Below are 17,154 nucleotides of genomic sequence, written 5' to 3'. Positions count from 1 at the left end.
TGCGGCGCGGTTAACCGTCTCTACAAAGCCATCTTCGGTCGCCATGACGCACCTCCAATTCCGATCTTCGAAAAACAACTTCCGTGTGTGAACTCGATGGGCGCACAGGCCCGGCCCCTCAACGGGCCAGCGCCTCCCCGGAGGCAATCGCGTCAGCGGTTGCGCCTTCGTTCGTCACCGCCAGATAGAGCAGCACCTTTTTCCTTGCCGCCCAGAACAACAAAAATGATGCTGCTCCCCCACATGCCGAGACAAGGCCAAGACCGGCGCCGAGAGCGGTTTTGCCAGAAGCGAACTGGGATGACAGCCCTCCCACCAGCGGAGGCGCCAAGCCGAGCGCGACAGTGGTGAGGAAGATGAGCAGCATCGATGTCAAGGTCGCCCGCATGGGCGCAGGGGTGAGCTTGTGAAAGGAAGAGATGGTGTTGCTCGCGCCGCCGACCGCAAAGAACATACCGGCAAAGGCATAAATCAGGAAAAAGCTTCGCGAAGGCTGAAGTACCGCGGCCACACAGAATATAGTGCTAAAAAGAGCGCAGGTCATGCCGACAAGCACTATGGCGTCCTGGCGATATCGCGAGCACCAGACACCTATGAATGGGACAAGGACGCTGGCCGTGACGAAGGTGACGAGATTGTACATGCCGAAGAGCCGTCCCGCCTCGACGATCGGCAAATCATATGCGCGGGAAAGATAGGCCGGGGTCCATGCGAGAAACCCATTTGTGCCGAGGACCAGACAGCCCGCGCCAACGAACAGTCCCGGATAAAGCCATCCTTGCGATCGCATGAATTGAACGACGTCGCGGAAAGAATTCATCTCGACGTCAAGGGCAACCGAGGCCCTGAGAGGTTCTCTGGCAAAGGCGGCAAAAGCGAATACAAGGAAGATACCAGGCAGGCCGATGATGATGAACACGGCCTGCCATTCGCGCAGGTCCGCCAGATAGCCTGCGGCCTGCGCCGCATTGACGAGGCTGATCGCTACAGAACCGATCAGATAGGCACTGGAGGCGCCAGCCATTCCGAAACTGTTGAAGATGGCCCCGCCGAAGGTTCGGCGATCGGGCGGCAGGGCATCCGCGATAAGAGAGTAGGTCGCGGGCACGAGAGCAGCTTCACCCACCGCCAGGCCGATGCGCAGGAACACCAGCATCGGGAACGATGTCGCGAAACCCGAGAGAATCGTGCATATCGACCAAAGGACGACGGCGGAAATGATCAACTTGATGCGATTGCCCTTATCTGCCCATCTCGCCAGGGGAATGGTGATCAAGCCGTAGAAGATGGCGAAAGCCGAACCGAACAACAGTCCCAGTTGAACATCGGAGACCGCCAGATCTCGCTTGAGTGGCTCGACAAGGAGGCCCAGGGCGAACCTGTCCACCATGGAAATGACGAACAGAGCCGAAAGAACGGCAATCATCGCCCATGCTCGGCCAGGTCTGAGCGTCGGTTCCCGCCGGCCTGCTATATCAGGTAGTTGCACCAGGGTTTCCTCCCTCAAACCGGCGAGCATAGGTAACGCCTTTCCCGACTAGAAGTCGAAACCGGCGCTGACCCCATAGGTACGGGGTTCAGCACGGCTGCCGACAAGTCCGGCAGGAGTGACCAGCGTGATCGCATAGTCATATCGTTTGTCCAGCAGGTTCTTTGCCCATAGGCTGATGAAATAATGATCGTCCGGCGAGGTCCAGCGTTCGGTGAGATTGACCACATAGCGCGTCGGCAGATTGAAACGATTTTGGGGGTCCACGAAAGATTTTCCGCGGTAGTTGACGTTCCCCGACGTGGTGAAGCGCCCAACGGACGTAGACAGCACGTGCGAAACGGAGGCGGTGTAGCTTATTTCCGGCGTATTGGTCGTCTTCTTGCCTGCGGCATCAAGGCTGGGATGAACCGGATCGACGATGATGGCGCCGCTCGGCTGCAACACATAATTGGGAGCCAGCAGGTAGCTTTTATAATGAGCGTCGAGATAAGTACCCGAGACGGAAAGGGTTAGCGAAGGAACGGGACGAGCGACAATTTCGAAATCAATGCCCTTGATCTCGGATGCCCCGGCATTGATCGTTTTCGTCGCGCCGAATTCGTAGATCTGCTGCTGGAGCCCCTTATAATCATATTTGAATGCCGACAGGTTCACTCTCAGCCGCCGGCCAAGAAGGTCCAGTTTCGTTCCGATTTCATAGGCTGTCAGAAATTCGGGTTCCACCCTCGGATTCTGTGCTTCGGACGCGAATCCCCCGATATTGGATTGATTGTAGAAGCCGGAATTGAACCCTCGCGAGACGGAGGCGTAAATCATCATGCCAGGGCTGAAACTATGGTCGAGAGCCACGCGCCATGTCGGCTCTTTCGCCTTCTGCGACAAGGTGCCGGACCTTCCCGGAACCAGGATGTCGCTTCGGCGGACTTCACCGGTGATCTTGCGCGTTTCGATCGTATATCTGCCGCCGATGGTCAGCTTGGTGTCCGGCAGGATCTCATAAGTGCCTTGGGCATAGCCCGCGATGGAATCGGCTATATCCTTCGCGTGAGCCGTGATGGTGCCGCCCCTTGGCAGCCCAAAGATCGCTTCGGCTCCGGTGCCGAAGAAGCCGAAAGGATTCATCACCGCCTTGCCGCGATAATAGAAGACGCCGGCAACCCACTGGAACGCCCCGCCATCATCGGAGAGCAGCTGCAGTTCCTGGGTGAAGGAAGTGCGCGGGCTGCGATGCACCATGATTTCAACGCTGTCCGTGGGCCCGCCATCACTGTCGATGATAAGCCTTTCCGAGCCCCGCCGATAAGCGGTGATGTTGCGCAGAGTCAGGCCGGCGAGGGTTGTTTCGAAGGTCAGGCTGCCGCCCCATTCGTGGGCCTTGTTCAGAGGAGGCGTCGCCCCCGAATTCGCGTCATAGTCACCGGGAAAATAGCTGCCCCCGAGGTTCCGTCTGGCACCATCGACAAACAGGAACCCATGGCCGAATGCCGGGACGAAATGGTCGCCGACATCCTGTTCCACGCTGGAATAGTCGCCCGCCAACGTCAGGGTCGTGACATCGGAAAGCTCGGCGCGAAGCCGCGAACGAAGGGAAACCCTGCGGTCCGTATACCAGTCCTCGCCCGTCGCGATGTTGGTGCCGAAACCTTTGTCCCGATTCTTGTAGCGGACGGCCAAATCCATCGCCACGCCCCTGGCAAGCCCTCCGGTCACATAGGCGCTTGCATCGATGGCCTGATAATTGCCATAGCCCAACTCGACCCGCGCGCCAGGCGTTTCGCTCGGCGGCTTGGTGATGATCTGGATGACGCCACCCGTGGCGTTACGACCGAACAGAGTGCCCTGCGGACCCTTGAGCACTTCAATCCGCTCGATATTCTCCAGGTCGGTGGCTTGGCCGAATGGATAATATACGCCGTCGACGAAGGTCAGTACCGAGGGCGTCGTATTCGAACTGTTATTGCCGACTCCTCTCAGAAACAGCATTGGACGGGCAGCCGTCGGCTGGATGATCAGGCCGCCGACGACATTTGTCAGATCCTCGGTGGAACTCACGCCTTTCTCATCGAGAGATTCCGCGGAAAAGCTCTGGAGCGAAATCGGAACGGACTGCGCCGACTCAGACCGCCGTTGCGCCGTGACGACAATTTCCTCGATCTGCCCTGAATCGAGCTGCTCCGAATTCTGCGGCGCGTTTGCGGGGGGCCCTGCCTGTGCCATCGCTACAGCCGGCCAGCAGGTCGTCGAAATTGCCATGAGCAAAGTCCGTGTCAAAGCGCGCATCTGTCCCCTCTCATTTATCGCTGTTTGCGCAGGAGCTAGAAGGTGTAGCTTGACAATGTCAAGATATTTCCCGATGCCATGTTCGTATGAACGGGTTAGCCTCAAGGCACCGCCGCCCCAAGGCCGGAAGGGGGAAGCACCGCTTGGAGACGCCCCCCGCCAACAGCAGAAGTGAGCGCCAGTCGATGCAATATGGAACAGCTTTTCCTTCCACACCGGCATTCGACCAAAGCCTGGTCGGTCCTCGCGCGCGGGCATTGGAAAATGCGGGGTTCGACTATATCACCCTGTCGGGCCATCTGCTGTCCGCCCGCTCAGGACGGTATGAGGGGCGTCCCGATAGCCAATATGCACTACCCTATCACGACCCTTTCATACTCTTCTCCTATATAGCCGCGCTCACGACGCGCATTCACATGATCAGTTCCATCGTCATCCTGCCTCTCAGGGAAACTGCCGCGGTAGCTCGACAGGCGGCCGAGTTGGCATCCTTGTCCAATGGTCGGTTCGAAATGGGTGTCGGCCTCAGCTGGCAGGAAGCCGAATATCGCGCAGTAGGGCAGAATCTGCATGAGCGAGGCGCGCGCCTGGCAGAGCAGGTGGAGGTGCTGCGGCTATATTGGAGCCAGCCCCACGTCACCTTCAAGGGGCGCTTTCACGATATTGACGATCTGGGGCTGGGCATCCTGCCCGCCCGGCCGATCCCGATCTGGTTCGGCACGACTTTCAACGACGCTTCGATGAAACGTGCGGCGGCCCTGGGAGACGGCTGGATGCCCATCGCCGACCCAACGGGTTCCATGCCGCAATTCCAGACCTATATGACCCAGGCGGGTCGGGATCCTGGGTCGATGCGGGTGATGGGGCGGCTGGTTGCGGGCGAAGACGGCAGCGAAGCATGGGTGGCCGAAGGCAAGCGCCTGCAATCACTGGGCGTCACGCATATCACGATCGATCCGCCACTCGGCCTGGACGTCGAGAAGGGCATCGAACGGGTCGCCGCCGCTCGCGAGATACTCCGCAAAGCAGTCCTGTAGCGGTCGGCAAGTCATGCACCGATCCACCAAAGATTGTCAGGCTCATTTTTGCGCGTTAAGCAGTATGAAATGGTAGAAAATAGCGTATCCACTGAAACATCGACGGGGCGAGCCTCCAAGCGCATCAAGTCCGTGGAAATCGGATATCGGGTATTGCTGGCAGTGCAGCGAGGCCCGGGCGCGGTGAAGCTAGCCGACGTTGCCAAGCGATGCGGGCTGTCGAGCGGCGCAGCGCATAACTACCTCACCAGTTTGGTGAATACCGGCCTGGTCGAGCAGGAGGAGCGCGGGCGTTACCGGCTTGGCCCGAGTGCCTTCGCCCTCAGCCTGGCGTCGTTTCGCCAGCTGAACGGCTATGATGTAATTCGCGACGCTGCCCAGGCATTGCATCGCCAAACCGGCCAGAGCACAGCGGTGGCGGTGTGGAGCCAGGGCGGGCCTGTTTCGGTCTATATCCAGCGCTCGGAGCATATCGGCGCCTTCGAGTTCCGCTCCGGGCATCTCCCGATGCTCGGCTCGGGCGCAGGGCTGCTCTTCATGGCCTATCTTCCTGAAGATCAAACCAAGGAATTGATCAAGACCGAACTGCGCGAAGCCAAACGGAACGAGCGCGGCGTCAGCAAACTCATCGCTTCGGCGCGGGAAGCGGTGCTGCCCAAGGGGCTTGCGACCCATTATTATGGGGACGGGCCCCACCATATCGCGCTTTCAGCGCCGATCTGGACCGAGGACGGGCGCATTCCCTTCGTCCTTTCCATCGTCATCCATCAACCGGTGGCTGACAGCCTGCGCGACGCTTGGTCAGAGCAGCTCCAGGAACGCGCGTACCAGACTTCCCTGCTACTCAATCGGATCGGTGCGGACGGTCCGAAAGCCGAATACCCTCCTCACGCCTTCGGCGCGGTGGCTTGACGACGTCAATACCACCGCGCCGCATGAGGTTCGTCGGCACCTGACCTTCTCGCCTACTTCAGGCAGGAAGAAACATGGATTTCGTCTCCAGGAAGCCCGCCAACCCTTCAGGACCGGCCTCCCGACCAAGGCCTGACTTCTTGTAGCCGCCGAACGGCGCGGTATAATCGACGGCGAAAGTATTGACGCCGATATGGCCGGTGCGGATATGACGGGCGATGCGCTTGCCGCGCTCCAGGTCCGCAGAGAAGACCGAACCGCTCAGGCCATAATCGCTGTCATTGGCAATCGCGATCGCCTCTTCATCGCTGCGATAGCTGATCACCGAAACGACGGGCCCAAAAATCTCCTCCCGCGCGATCCGCATGCTGTTGTCGACACCATCGAAAATGGTCGGCTCAACATAATAGCCGCGATTGAAACCCGGCACCTTGCCGCCGCCGATGACGACTTTCGCACCCTCGGCCCGGCCAAGCGCGATATAGTCCAGAACACGCTCCCGCTGCCGGGCGATCGAAACCGGCCCGACCAGCACTTCGGGATCCCAGGGATCACCTACCTTGAAGCTTTCGATCTTGGCGACATAGGCATCCAGGAACTGATCATGGCGGCTTTCCGGAACGAGGACGCGGGTCTGCGAAAAGCAGATCTGCCCGCTGAACGGCATGGTGAGCAGAGCCACATGCTGCGTCCAGGAATCGATATCCGCGTCGTCACACAGGATGGATGCGGACTTGCCGCCAAGTTCGAGGCTGACACGGGCAATACGATCCGCGCACACTTTGGCGATATGCCGGCCGGCATCGGTCGAGCCAGTAAAGCTGACCTTGTCGACGCGCGGATCGCTGATCAGCGTGTTGCCAACCTCACGGCCTGCGGGAACGACATTGAACACGCCAGCAGGGACGCCCGCAGCGGCCACGCATTCGGCGAGGATCAGCGCGTCGAGAGGCGTTTCGGGACTGGGTTTGACCACCATCGTGCAGCCCGCGAGCATTGCCGGTGCCGCCTTCCCGGTCAGCAGGACGAGCGGCGTATTCCAGGGAATGATCAGCGCCGACACCCCGACCGGTTCCCGAAGGATGTTCACCCGGCCCTGAAGCGCCTCCCGCTCCTCCTCGAACGGATAGCTTTCCGCCATGCCCGCATAGTAGCGAAACTGCTCGGCGGCCATCGAGGTGGAAAGTTCGACGAAAAACTGTGGAGCGCCCACCTGGGCGGTCCAGACGCGCTTCAACAGGGCGGTTCGCTTGTCGAGTTCCTCCGCGATCCGGAGCATGTAGCGCGCACGCTCCGATGGCGGCAGGTGGGGCCAATCGCTCTTGTCAAAGGCGCGGCGCGCCGCCGTGATAGCGGCGTTCATATCCGCTTCGGACCCGGCAGGGACGCTCATCGTCAACTCTTCCGTCATCGGCGAGATCAGATCAAATCGTTCCGATCCTGCAGGCGACCGCCAGACGCCGTCGATATAGAAGCGCGTGCGCACATTTTCCGACAATTCGGACGTTGGATTGAATGCCCCAAGGCTCATGATCATCTCCTTTTTCCACATTACACTGTTCATAAAGGCCCGGAGCCTCACGCGAAATGCACGCACAGGTGCCTGACATCAGGCGAAAGGCGACAGCCTCATGGAATCAGCACGACTCCGCCAGGGCTTGTGCCACGTTCCAGCAGTCGATGCGCCTCCGCCGCCTCGGCGAGAGGGAAGGTCAACGTCTCGACAGGCGCTAAATATCCGTGCTCGAACGCCTCGAATATATTCTGAAACATCGAATGTGCCTCTTGCGGGTCACGGAGATAATGGAAGAGGATCGGCCGACAGACCGACGTCGAACGGACGGCGAGCAGCCCCGGGGGAAAGGGACTGACGGCGCCGCTGGATTGACCGAAATTGACGAGAGTCCCCCGATAGTCAAGGCATTCCAGCGACTTGAGGAATGTGTCCTCGCCGACCGAGTCATAGACCACCGCCACGCCGGCCCCCGAAGTGATCTCGCGGACCCTGGCAACGAAATCTTCCTGCCGATAGAGGATGACATGTTGAGCGCCCGACCGGAGCGCAAGCTTCGCCTTTTCCGGGCTGCTCACGGTGCCGATGACGGTTGCACCCAGACGGCTGGCCCAGCGGCATAACATCTGCCCGACGCCACCCGCTGCCGCATGAACCAGGATCGTCTGATGGGGCTGAACCGAATGCACCGTGCGAACAAGCATGTGCACCGTCAACCCCTTCAGGAGCGACGACGCCGCACTGACATCATCGAGAAACGAAGGCAGCTTGACCGCTTTTGCCGCCGGCAGCAGCCGCATGGCCGCATAACCGCCATATTCCGGCGAAATATAAGCGATGCGGTCGCCGGGGTGAAACCCATCGACCAAATCACCGACCGCCTCGACGATCCCCACGCCGTCAATTCCGGGAATTCCGGGAAGCGCGAGCGTTCTGTACAGGCCCGTCCTGACATAGATGTCGTGGAAGTTGACGCCCGCCGCTGTTTGCCGGACCAGCAGTTCGCCCGCGCCGGGGCGGCCGACATCCACGACCGCGAGACGCAGCGTCTCCGGTCCACCATGTTCACGCAGCAGGACCGCCTCAGTCGCGGCCACGTTCATTCTCCCTGTCGGCGGGCAACCCGTTTCCGGCCTGCGCCCCGCTCGGCTGCTTCAGCGCCGTTCGGACATCGACCGTCGTACCAAGCCGCCCCGCAATCTGCTCGACCGCCTCTTCAACCAGCCTGATGTTGGCGACCTGGCAGCCGAGCGGCGCATCTTCAAGTCCAACGCGCCAGTGGATGCCTGCCGCCAGCGCATCGTTCATGAGATGCGACAGTTCGACGTCCAGGCCGGCGATCATGATCGGCGCGCCAGGAGCTTCGGCCGCCAGGAGCTTGCGATAGGCTTCCAGCGCATAGCTATCCGGCGGGAATCCAAAGGTCATGCCATGGGAGAACATCAGCCTGTATATGGGCTGCGGAATATGGGGAATGCTGCGCGCCAGCGCCGCCCCGAGACGGATGAAACCTGGTTCATAACATGCGAAGGAAGGGTGGAAACCGTAATCGGAAGCGAGGCGCAGCCCCCGCCGCATCCCGCTTTCTTCATTGCTGTAGATCGTCCCTGTCTTGCCGGCATCGATGTCGGCGAAATGGCTGAGATTGACCGAGCCGGTATCGAGCGCGGCCCACTCCAGCACACCCCTGCGGGCCAACACTTCTACAAAGGCGTACCGATCTTCTCCCTCGAACGCGATCGTGGGATAGACGATCGCATCGACCCGTTCGCGAATGCCTTCTATCACCGCCAGGTAGAGATCGGCATTGTCGCTGGGCAGGCCGGTTCCTTCGTCATAAGCGTGAAAATGGACGATCGACGCCCCGGCACGCACGCATGCGATCCCTTCGTCGACGATTTCCCGCACGCTGACAGGAATGAGCGGCTGACGTCCACGGGACCATCCGCCATTCAGCGCGACCTCAAGCCAAATCTTTTCCTGACCGCTATCCATTCCACATACTCATCGCGCGCGCATGTGCCGGGACGCAACGATATGGCAGCCCGGCACTGAACCGCTTATCGCAGACAGGCACATAGTCTTCACGCGCTGTGCAATCGGATGGGCAGGCTGTCAAAGCCATAAAGGCCTCTATTCGTGCCGATCACCGGATCGCCCACTTCGATGCGCGCAACCCGTTCGATCATCGCCTCGAGCAGCACCTCCATCTCCAGCTTGGCCAGATGCATACCGCCGCACATATGGGGACCCGTGCCCCAGCCGAGCTGATCGGTAGGATTTCGGGTCACGTCAAACCGGTCCGGGTCGGGATAATGGCGCTCATCCCGATTGGCGGCGCCGTACAGCAGCATGACCCTGCCGCCTTCCGGAATGACTGCGTCATCGATCCGATAGTCCTGTGCCGCAACGCGGGCGAACCAGCGAACCGTCGCGCTATAGCGCACGCCTTCCAGCACCGCACTGGGCACAAGACCGGGATTGCTGCGCAGCAAGGCCCACTGATCCGGGTTGCGTCCCAGATTATAGAGGAGATTCCCCTTGGCATAGATGGTCGTATCAAGGCTTGGCAGCACCAGAGCGCTCATGGCCGCGCGGGCTTCCTCCAGATTGAGCCGGCCCGCCTCGGCGGCCTTGAACAGCATTTCGGCCCAGGATCCGGGACGAAGATGCTGAGGGTTGATTTCGAGAAGATAGGTTTGGACTTCCCGCAAGGATGCGAAATCTTCGGCAAGCTGGGGGTCCATCGTCCCGCCGCGGTCAAGCGGCCCCGCGCTGTTGAAGCTCGCAGAAGCCCAGCGCAGCATGTTCGCGCGTCCCTCCTCCGGCAGCCCGACAAGATAGGAGATCGCCTCCAGCGGAAGATGGCGAGCGATGGTTGGCACCGCATCGATTTCGCCCTGGTCGACGATGGTGTCGAGCCGGCTGCTGATGAGCGACTTGAGCATCTCCCGCTGCTCCTTGAGCGCAGCAGGCATAAGCGGCTTGGTGATCACCCTCCGCAGCTTTTTATGACGCTCGCCCGCCGACCTGATCACGGGAGGCTGTTCCACCGGTGCGTTTACGATGTCGTTGAAGCCGATGCCGCGCGTCGACACGAGCACATCAGGCAATCTGAGCGCCTGCTGGACATCGTCAAACCGCCCGATTGCATAAACATCCGGATGCTCCAGACGCACTATGGGCCCGAGGTCGCGAATTTCGCGGTAGAGAGGAAAGGGATCGCGCAGAGCATCCGGCGAAACCAGGTCCCCCTTGCAGACCGGGATCGGTTCAGCCGTTTCATTTTTGATTGCTGTTGACATCACCTTCGCCTCTTGGATGAGTGACCGGCTGCGATCTTGGACGCATGATGATCCGTTCGGCGCACCGGATGCAAATATGTTACCCGATCGAGAGAGCAGCAAAGCGCCATATGCGCTTCCATAAGCAGCTCCTCTCCTTCTTGATTGACTAACGCCAGATTCTTGACATTGTCAAGATATATAGCGGATTTCCCGGACGCGCCGCAATCATTCTCACGCCGCGGGCTCAGTCAGCAGTCCTGTGATCTGCAGGCCTGCTCCTTCGGCCGCGTAAACCTTGTTTATGAAGATGAGAACGGATGTCATGGCCTCCGCCGCGGCGGAATTGGCGAGCGCCCCGCCATGCACTCCGCGCAGCCCTGTGGCATTGACCAACTCCACGACGGCGGAGCGCGCCGGCTTGTCGTCGCCGAAGACGAGCACGTCCCCCGCTATGTCTTCATCGGCAGCGAGCTTGCCGGCCGCGACATTGTGAAAGGCCGATACCATGGTGACATCGTCGCCCAGCAGTCGCTTGGCACGGGCAGCGGCACTGCCCTCGGCCGGCAATTGCACGCTCATGACCTTGGGAGGCATCAGCGGCACAGTAGTATCCACGACAATTTTGCCCCGCGCATGCGGCGCGATCTCGGCAAGCGTTGCTTCCTGCGCGGCGAAGGGCACCGTCACGATGACGATGTCACCTGCCGACGCGGCTTCGCTGTTCGTCATGCCGGCGATGCCGTAGCCCAACTCCGCAGCCACCGACCTGGCGCTTTCGGCCGAACGCGAGCCAATGGTCACATTATGGCCGGCCTTTGCCAGTCGACGGGAAATGGCGGCGCCAAGCTTGCCGGTGCCGCCCACGACAGCGATTGCTTTATTGTTCATATGATGCTCCGGCTATGATCGTTTCGCGTGTCTGCGGCTGGTACAGGGTCGTTCGCTGCGCGGCGGGACGTCCCGCCTCGGCGGCAAGTTGGACCATCCGGTCAGGGTCGCAGAGCTGGCCATTCCGTCCTCCGGCCGCCCGCGTGATGGATTCGTCCATCAAGGTCCCGCCCAGGTCATTGGCGCCGGCGCGCAACGCCGCAACCACGCCGTCACCGCCCAGCTTGACCCAACTTGCCTGAATGTTCGGGATCAGGGGATTGAGCACGAGCCGCGCGACCGAATGCATGAGAAGCGTCTCGCGAAAGCTCGGACCCGATCGCGCAAGGCCCTTGCGCCAGATGGGCGCTTCCATATGCACGAACGGCAAGGGCACAAATTCGGTGAACCCACCCGTTTCCTCTTGCAGGTTTCGCAGGCGGATCAGATGCCGGGCCCAATGCGCATAGCCTTCGACATGACCGAACATGATGGTGGCTGTCGACCGCAGACCGATATTGTGCGCCGTCCGCATCACGTCGAGCCATTGCGCTGTGTCGACCTTGTCCGGACAGATCGTCGCGCGAACGTCATCATCCAATATTTCGGCCGCAGTCCCGGGCAGAGTCGACAAACCTGCCCTTTTCAACCGCGCCAGATATTCCTCCAGCGGCAGTCCGAGCGTCGATGCCCCATGCGTGACCTCAAGGGGCGAGAAGGCATGGATATGAATCGCCGGCGCCGCTTCGCGCACGGCGTGAAGAACATCCAGATAGGTATGGCCGTCAAAGTCAGGATGAATGCCGCCCTGAAGACACACTTCCGTGGCACCACGTTCGACAGCTTCCGCAGCCCGCCGTCCGACTTCCGCCAGATCGAGCCTGTAGGCCGGACCCCGCTCCGCCTTGGTACTGCCTTTGGAAAAGGCGCAGAAGCCGCATTTGTAGAGGCAGATGTTGGTATAGTTGATGTTCCGGTTGACGACATAGGTCACGGCATCGCCGACCACATTCCGGCGCACGGCATCGGCCGCCTCCGCAACGCGCCCGACATCTGGTCCTTCCGCCTCGAACAGTCGAACGATCGCCCGTTCATCCAGACGATCACCGGACACCGCACGATCGATGATTTGATCGAGTTGCTTGGAGATTGCGGTATCATGCGATCGTGCGAAGCGCGGGGCAGGAACACCGGTCCCGGCTTTCCACGCATCAGAAATCGGCAAACCCCGCGCGTCGACCGACCGCCGCACGATTTTGGCTAGTTCGCGATCCATCCACCTGTCCGGCTCACGCGCCATCGCAGGCCCTATCGCCAGCCGTTCGCGCAGTACCCTGCCCGCGGCGGCGGTCGCCTGGTCAAGCGCATCGAGATGTGGCCAGGGCGCCTCCGGATTGACATGGTCCGGCGTGACCGGAGAAACGCCGCCCCAATCATTGACCCCCGCTCGCAGCAGCGCGGCCAGTTCATCGCGATTGTGCAGATTGGGCGGCGCCTGTATCACCATCTGCGAACCCAGAACCATGCGCGCGGCGGCGATGGTCCAAAGATGTTCTTCGAGGGAGGGTTCCGGATGAGCGGCCATCTTCGTGCCGGCTTTTGCCCGAAAATTCTGGATGATGACTTCCTGAATGTGGCCATAGCGACGATGGAGATCGCGAATGGCAAGCAGCGCCTGCAACCGCTCATCCCTGGTCTCTCCAATGCCTATCAGCAGCCCCGTTGTGAACGGTACGCGTGCCCGACCGGCGGCCTCGATAGCGGCGAGCCTTCGGGTAGGCACCTTGTCGGGCGACCCGTAATGCGGCCCGCCTCGTTCGCACAACCGGTCGGAAATGCTTTCCAGCATCAACCCCATGGAGGCCGATACGGGGCGCAAAGCCGCATAGTCAGCGTCCGACAGAAGGCCCGGATTCAGGTGGGGCAGAAGCCCCGTTTCCCGGTAAACGGCTTCCGCCATCTCGCGCAAATAGGATAATGTAGAGTCATGGCCAAGCTCGCCAAGCGCTGTCCGCGCCGCGCTATAACGTGCCTCGGGCCGATCGCCCAGAGTGAAGAGCGCCTCGCGGCAACCGGCCGCAACGCCGGTGCGCGCGATGGAAAGCACCTCATCACGTGACAAATATGCAGCCTTGGCGCCGCGCGGAGGGACCGCGAAGGTACAATAATGACAACTGTCCCGGCAAAGCTGCGTCAGCGGAATGAACACTTTGCGAGAATAGCTGACGACAGGGCCGAACGCTGCCAAGGTCGATTCTTCGGCGGATTCAAGAAGTTGCGGCAGCGATAAACCGCTTATTGCCGCCAGTTCGCTCACCACGTCCCGCTGTTCAGACATTGAACGCATCTTCCAGAAGCGCGCACATCGCATGCCAGGAGCGTCGATCGGCGGAGGGGCTGTAGCGCGCGAAATCGGGCCGGTCGAAAGCGTCGCAGCGATAGTCTGTAAAGGAATGAAAGACGCCACCGTAGAGATGCATCTGCCAATCCACGTCTGCGGCGCGCATTTCCTTTTCGAAGGCAGCCCGCTGTTCGATCGGTATGGACGGATCTTCACTTCCAAGACAGACGAGCACGCTGCCACCGATCAGTGACGCGCCATTGGGATTTGCCGTCGCCAGACCGCTGTGAAAGCCCGCGACCGCCTGGAGCGGCTCGCCCCGCCTGGCCATTTCGAGCGCCAGCGTGCCTCCATAGCAGAAGCCGATGGCCGCAACGCGGCTGGAGTCCACCGCCGGATGATCCGCAAGCGCGCGGAGCGCTGCCGTCCCCCTTGCGCAGGGGCGATCGGGGTCGGCATAGAAACGCTCGATCTCGGGCATGACCGCTTCCACGGCCAGAATCTTCTTCCCCCCATGCAGGTCCACGGCAAGCGCCGCATAGCCGCGCTCCGCAAGCCGGGCGGCGCGCTCATGCGCATGGTCGCCCAGACCGAAGATATCCGGGAAGACAAGCACGCCGGGAACCTGGTCGGCGCCCTCCGGCAAGTAGAGGGCGCTGACCATCTGCAGGTCGGCCTCGTAGGACAGCGTTTCCGCTTGCATAGGATGTTCCTCGTCGTTCCACTTTTTTGTCGCTACGAGCCAATGGCCGATGGCTGCCGATCAGTCCTTAACAACCGTGCAAGGCCTGTTCCTGCGCCCCCTCGGCTCGAAACGAGCCAAGGGGGCGGAAGAATTAGAACTTCTGGCCGACCGTGACGCCATAGGTTCGCGGTGCGGCCGGGCGTCCGATATTGCCATTGGGCGTCAACAGCGCCGTAGAGCTGTTCCATTTCTTGTCGGTGAGATTTTGGACCCATAGCGTGATGTTCGTGTTGCCACCGTTGGCGGTCCAGCGTTCATTCAGTCCGATAAGCGTTCGACCCGGAATGACGAAATCATTATGGGGATCCGCGTAAATCTTCGACCGATAGTTCAGGTTTGCGCTCGTATCGAACGAACCGATCTTCGTTCGCAAAGTATAGAGCGCGGAGACTTGCAGACTGAACTCGGGCGCCAGAGTCACGCGCTTGTCGGTGGCGTCGATTGAGCTTGCAACCAACTCACCGCTTGGCAACAGCGAGTAGAAAGGCGCATTGGGATAGGAACTATATTTTGTGTCCAGATAGGTCCCGTTGACGGCTAGCGTAAAATCCCGAACCGGCTGCGCGATAACCTCAAACTCCGCCCCCTTGATCTTGGCGGCGCCCGCATTGGTCGTGGTCACAGAGTTATTGATATAAATCTGCTGCTGGAGGTTGGTATAGTCATAAAGGAACGCAGACAGGTTTACACGAAGATGGCGACCAAGAAGATCGGTCTTGACGCCAATTTCATAGGCGTCAACTGTCTCCGGCTTGATCGCCGGATTCATCGCATCGTTGAAGAAGAAGGCCTGCTGGCTGAAGAAGCCGGCATTGAACCCTCGGCTGAACGAAGCATAGCCCATGACGTTGGGCGCAAACTTATGGTCGAGCGCGACACGCAGGTTGGGCTTCTTGAATGTCTTTTCCTGGGTTCCGGCCGATCCCGGACTGAGGACGGGGCTGCCGGTGGTCCTGCCGGTGATTTCGCGCTTCTCAATGGTATAGCGCGCGCCCAAGGTGAGGTTCGTGCCGGGCAGAATTTCATAGGTGCCCTGCGCATAGGCCGCGTAGGAATTCGCCCGGTCTGTCGAACTTACCACAAAGTCCACGCCAGGAGGCGTGAAGAAGGCGAAGGATGTCACCGGCCCGCCGAACACCGGACCCACGATGTTGCTCTTGGCATAATAATAATAGAGCCCGGTTGCCCAGTTGAACTTGTCGCTCGACCCGCTCAGCTGAAATTCCTGCGTGAAAACGCGGCGCTGATCGGTCCGGTCAAGGGTGAACGCCGGAATGGGGCCGCCGTCGATGTCGACCAGGAAAAATTCCTTCGCACGCCGATAGGACGAGATGCTGAGCAGTTTCACGTCGCCGAAGCGCTTTTCCAGGGTCAACGCCCCGCCGCCTTCTTCCGATTTCCAGCCGGCGCGCGGATCGTCGGTGTTGACGTCGTAGATCGTCGGCAAGAACAGTTTCTGAGCGTTCGCGGAATCGTAGATGAACGGTGTGTTGACCGGCCGCGACAGACCGACGCCAAGCTGCCCGCGACGGTTCGAATAGTCACCGACCAGGGTTGCGGTAAAATCGTCTCCGGCTTCCACCACGAATTTACTGCGCACGCCATAGCGTTTCGTCGTGTAGAAATCGCTGTTATCGAAAAGATTTTTGCCCCAGCCATTGTCCTGATTATAATAGAAGCCCGCGACATCGACAGCAGCCTTGTCCGACAGCTTGGCAGCTGCGTAGACCTTGCCGGAAAGCGTGTCATAATTGGCATATCCAAGCTCAAGGTCGACGCCCTGCCAATCCAGGGGATTTTTCGTCCTGATCTGGAGCACGCCACCGGTCGCGTTACGGCCGAACAATGTGCCTTGCGGCCCTTTGGCGAGTTCAATGCTTTGTACGTTGCTGAACTCGGTGCCGCCAGTGCCATCGAATGGCTGATAGACGCCATCAATGAAGGTCAGCACGGATGACTGTGAGCCGTAATTGTTGTTTCCGACACCACGCAGGAATATCGGCGATCGGGAACCGTTGGAATCCATCGTGACCCCCGGGACCACCGTCTGCAGGTCGCTGGCCGTGCGCAGACCGGCCTGCGCCAGCTGATCGGCGCTGAATGCAGCCACCGCGATCGGAACATTTTGCGCGGACTGTTCACGCCGCTGCGCAGTGACGATGATGTCCGCGATGCCCTGATCCCGGCTTGAATTGTCCGCTTGCGCTGCCGAATTTTCCGGCAAAGCGGATGGTGCCTGAGCATGCACGACAGATGCATGCATGATTGCCAACAGCGAAGCGCCAATCGTCCGTGAGAAATTTCGCATCCCATCCTCCCATTTATCTGATCTTAACGTCTAGATGATCGAAATTTGCGTGGTTTTCGTCACATGATATAGAGACTGCTCTCAGCGCTTCGATCGCCTCGTAAGCTTTTTACGTTTCCACGGTTCTACTCGCCGCTGTGAAACGCACTTCAATATCAGCTTCTTGCGTCATCGCGCTCTGGGGCCGCCTTCCGCCCAAGGATAAAAGCCATCCCCCAGTTGAAATTGCTATGTTTATAAGTTTGAATATTCACCCTCAAATATGACATTGTCAAGCAGTTTCCCATAGGGAGGGAAATAACCAAGACCGGCCTTCATCGGGATTTCCCGCTCTGCGTCGCCTTGCGACATTATCGGTTCAGCGGGCTGGCT

12 protein-coding genes are annotated in these 17,154 nt (G+C 60.1%); 2 read left to right on the top strand and 10 right to left on the bottom strand.

The window, feature by feature from the left end; all coding sequences use genetic code 11:
* Positions 1-118: 118 nt before the first annotated feature.
* Together V7D69_RS09730 and V7D69_RS09725 are read right to left on the bottom strand one after the other, a co-directional pair.
* Positions 119-1,519 (bottom strand): MFS transporter, encoded by a 1,401-nt coding sequence (locus tag V7D69_RS09730; RefSeq protein WP_333605693.1) that lies wholly within the window; start codon positions 1,517-1,519, stop codon positions 119-121.
* Positions 1,520-1,537: 18 nt separating this feature from the next.
* Entirely contained in the window at positions 1,538-3,709 is a 2,172-nt protein-coding gene (locus V7D69_RS09725) for a TonB-dependent receptor (RefSeq protein ID WP_333605694.1), read from the bottom strand.
* 206 nt (positions 3,710-3,915) lie between these two features.
* Here V7D69_RS09725 and V7D69_RS09720 point away from each other — a divergent pair, with 206 nt between their 5' ends.
* Both V7D69_RS09720 and V7D69_RS09715 read left to right on the top strand, forming a co-directional pair.
* Positions 3,916-4,809: a TIGR03619 family F420-dependent LLM class oxidoreductase gene (locus tag V7D69_RS09720; protein WP_333605692.1), complete on the top strand. Its 894-nt coding sequence runs from the start codon at positions 3,916-3,918 to the stop codon at positions 4,807-4,809.
* Positions 4,810-4,878: 69 nt separating this feature from the next.
* Positions 4,879-5,721, top strand: coding sequence for an IclR family transcriptional regulator (locus V7D69_RS09715; RefSeq protein ID WP_333605691.1), 843 nt, complete (start codon positions 4,879-4,881; stop codon positions 5,719-5,721).
* Between the two features lie 58 nt (positions 5,722-5,779).
* Here V7D69_RS09715 and V7D69_RS09710 read toward each other — a convergent pair whose 3' ends face one another.
* The 8 genes from V7D69_RS09710 to V7D69_RS09675 form a co-directional block, all read right to left on the bottom strand.
* Positions 5,780-7,252, bottom strand: coding sequence for an aldehyde dehydrogenase (locus V7D69_RS09710; protein ID WP_333605690.1), 1,473 nt, complete (start codon positions 7,250-7,252; stop codon positions 5,780-5,782).
* Between the two features lie 98 nt (positions 7,253-7,350).
* Complete coding sequence (locus V7D69_RS09705; protein ID WP_333605689.1) at positions 7,351-8,331, bottom strand: quinone oxidoreductase family protein; 981 nt, start codon at positions 8,329-8,331, stop codon at positions 7,351-7,353.
* Positions 8,318-9,229 carry a 3-keto-5-aminohexanoate cleavage protein gene (locus V7D69_RS09700; protein WP_333605688.1) on the bottom strand — a complete coding sequence of 304 codons (912 nt, stop codon included), beginning with the start codon at positions 9,227-9,229 and terminating at the stop codon, positions 8,318-8,320. Before V7D69_RS09700 ends, V7D69_RS09705 begins: the two co-directional genes overlap by 14 nt.
* Positions 9,230-9,318: 89 nt before the next feature.
* On the bottom strand, positions 9,319-10,539 hold the full coding sequence (locus tag V7D69_RS09695; RefSeq protein WP_333605687.1) for a cytochrome P450: 1,221 nt from the start codon (positions 10,537-10,539) through the stop codon (positions 9,319-9,321).
* Between the two features lie 213 nt (positions 10,540-10,752).
* Complete coding sequence (gene npdG, locus V7D69_RS09690) at positions 10,753-11,409, bottom strand: NADPH-dependent F420 reductase (RefSeq protein ID WP_333605686.1); 657 nt, start codon at positions 11,407-11,409, stop codon at positions 10,753-10,755.
* The gene (gene cofH / locus V7D69_RS09685) at positions 11,399-13,726 is read right to left on the bottom strand and encodes a 5-amino-6-(D-ribitylamino)uracil--L-tyrosine 4-hydroxyphenyl transferase CofH (protein WP_333605685.1); all 2,328 of its coding nucleotides are present in this window, start codon (positions 13,724-13,726) and stop codon (positions 11,399-11,401) included. The genes npdG and cofH overlap by 11 nt, the downstream gene beginning before the upstream one ends.
* Complete coding sequence (locus V7D69_RS09680) at positions 13,719-14,432, bottom strand: dienelactone hydrolase family protein (protein ID WP_333605684.1); 714 nt, start codon at positions 14,430-14,432, stop codon at positions 13,719-13,721. Before V7D69_RS09680 ends, cofH begins: the two co-directional genes overlap by 8 nt.
* Before the next feature lie 133 nt (positions 14,433-14,565).
* Positions 14,566-16,782 carry a TonB-dependent receptor gene (locus V7D69_RS09675; protein WP_333605683.1) on the bottom strand — a complete coding sequence of 739 codons (2,217 nt, stop codon included), beginning with the start codon at positions 16,780-16,782 and terminating at the stop codon, positions 14,566-14,568.
* Positions 16,783-17,154: the final 372 nt, after the last annotated feature.

Origin of the sequence: Novosphingobium sp. (genome assembly GCF_036733805.1) — a bacterium.
Lineage (GTDB): Bacteria > Pseudomonadota > Alphaproteobacteria > Sphingomonadales > Sphingomonadaceae > Novosphingobium.
This window is presented reverse-complemented; position numbering and strand designations above follow the sequence as displayed.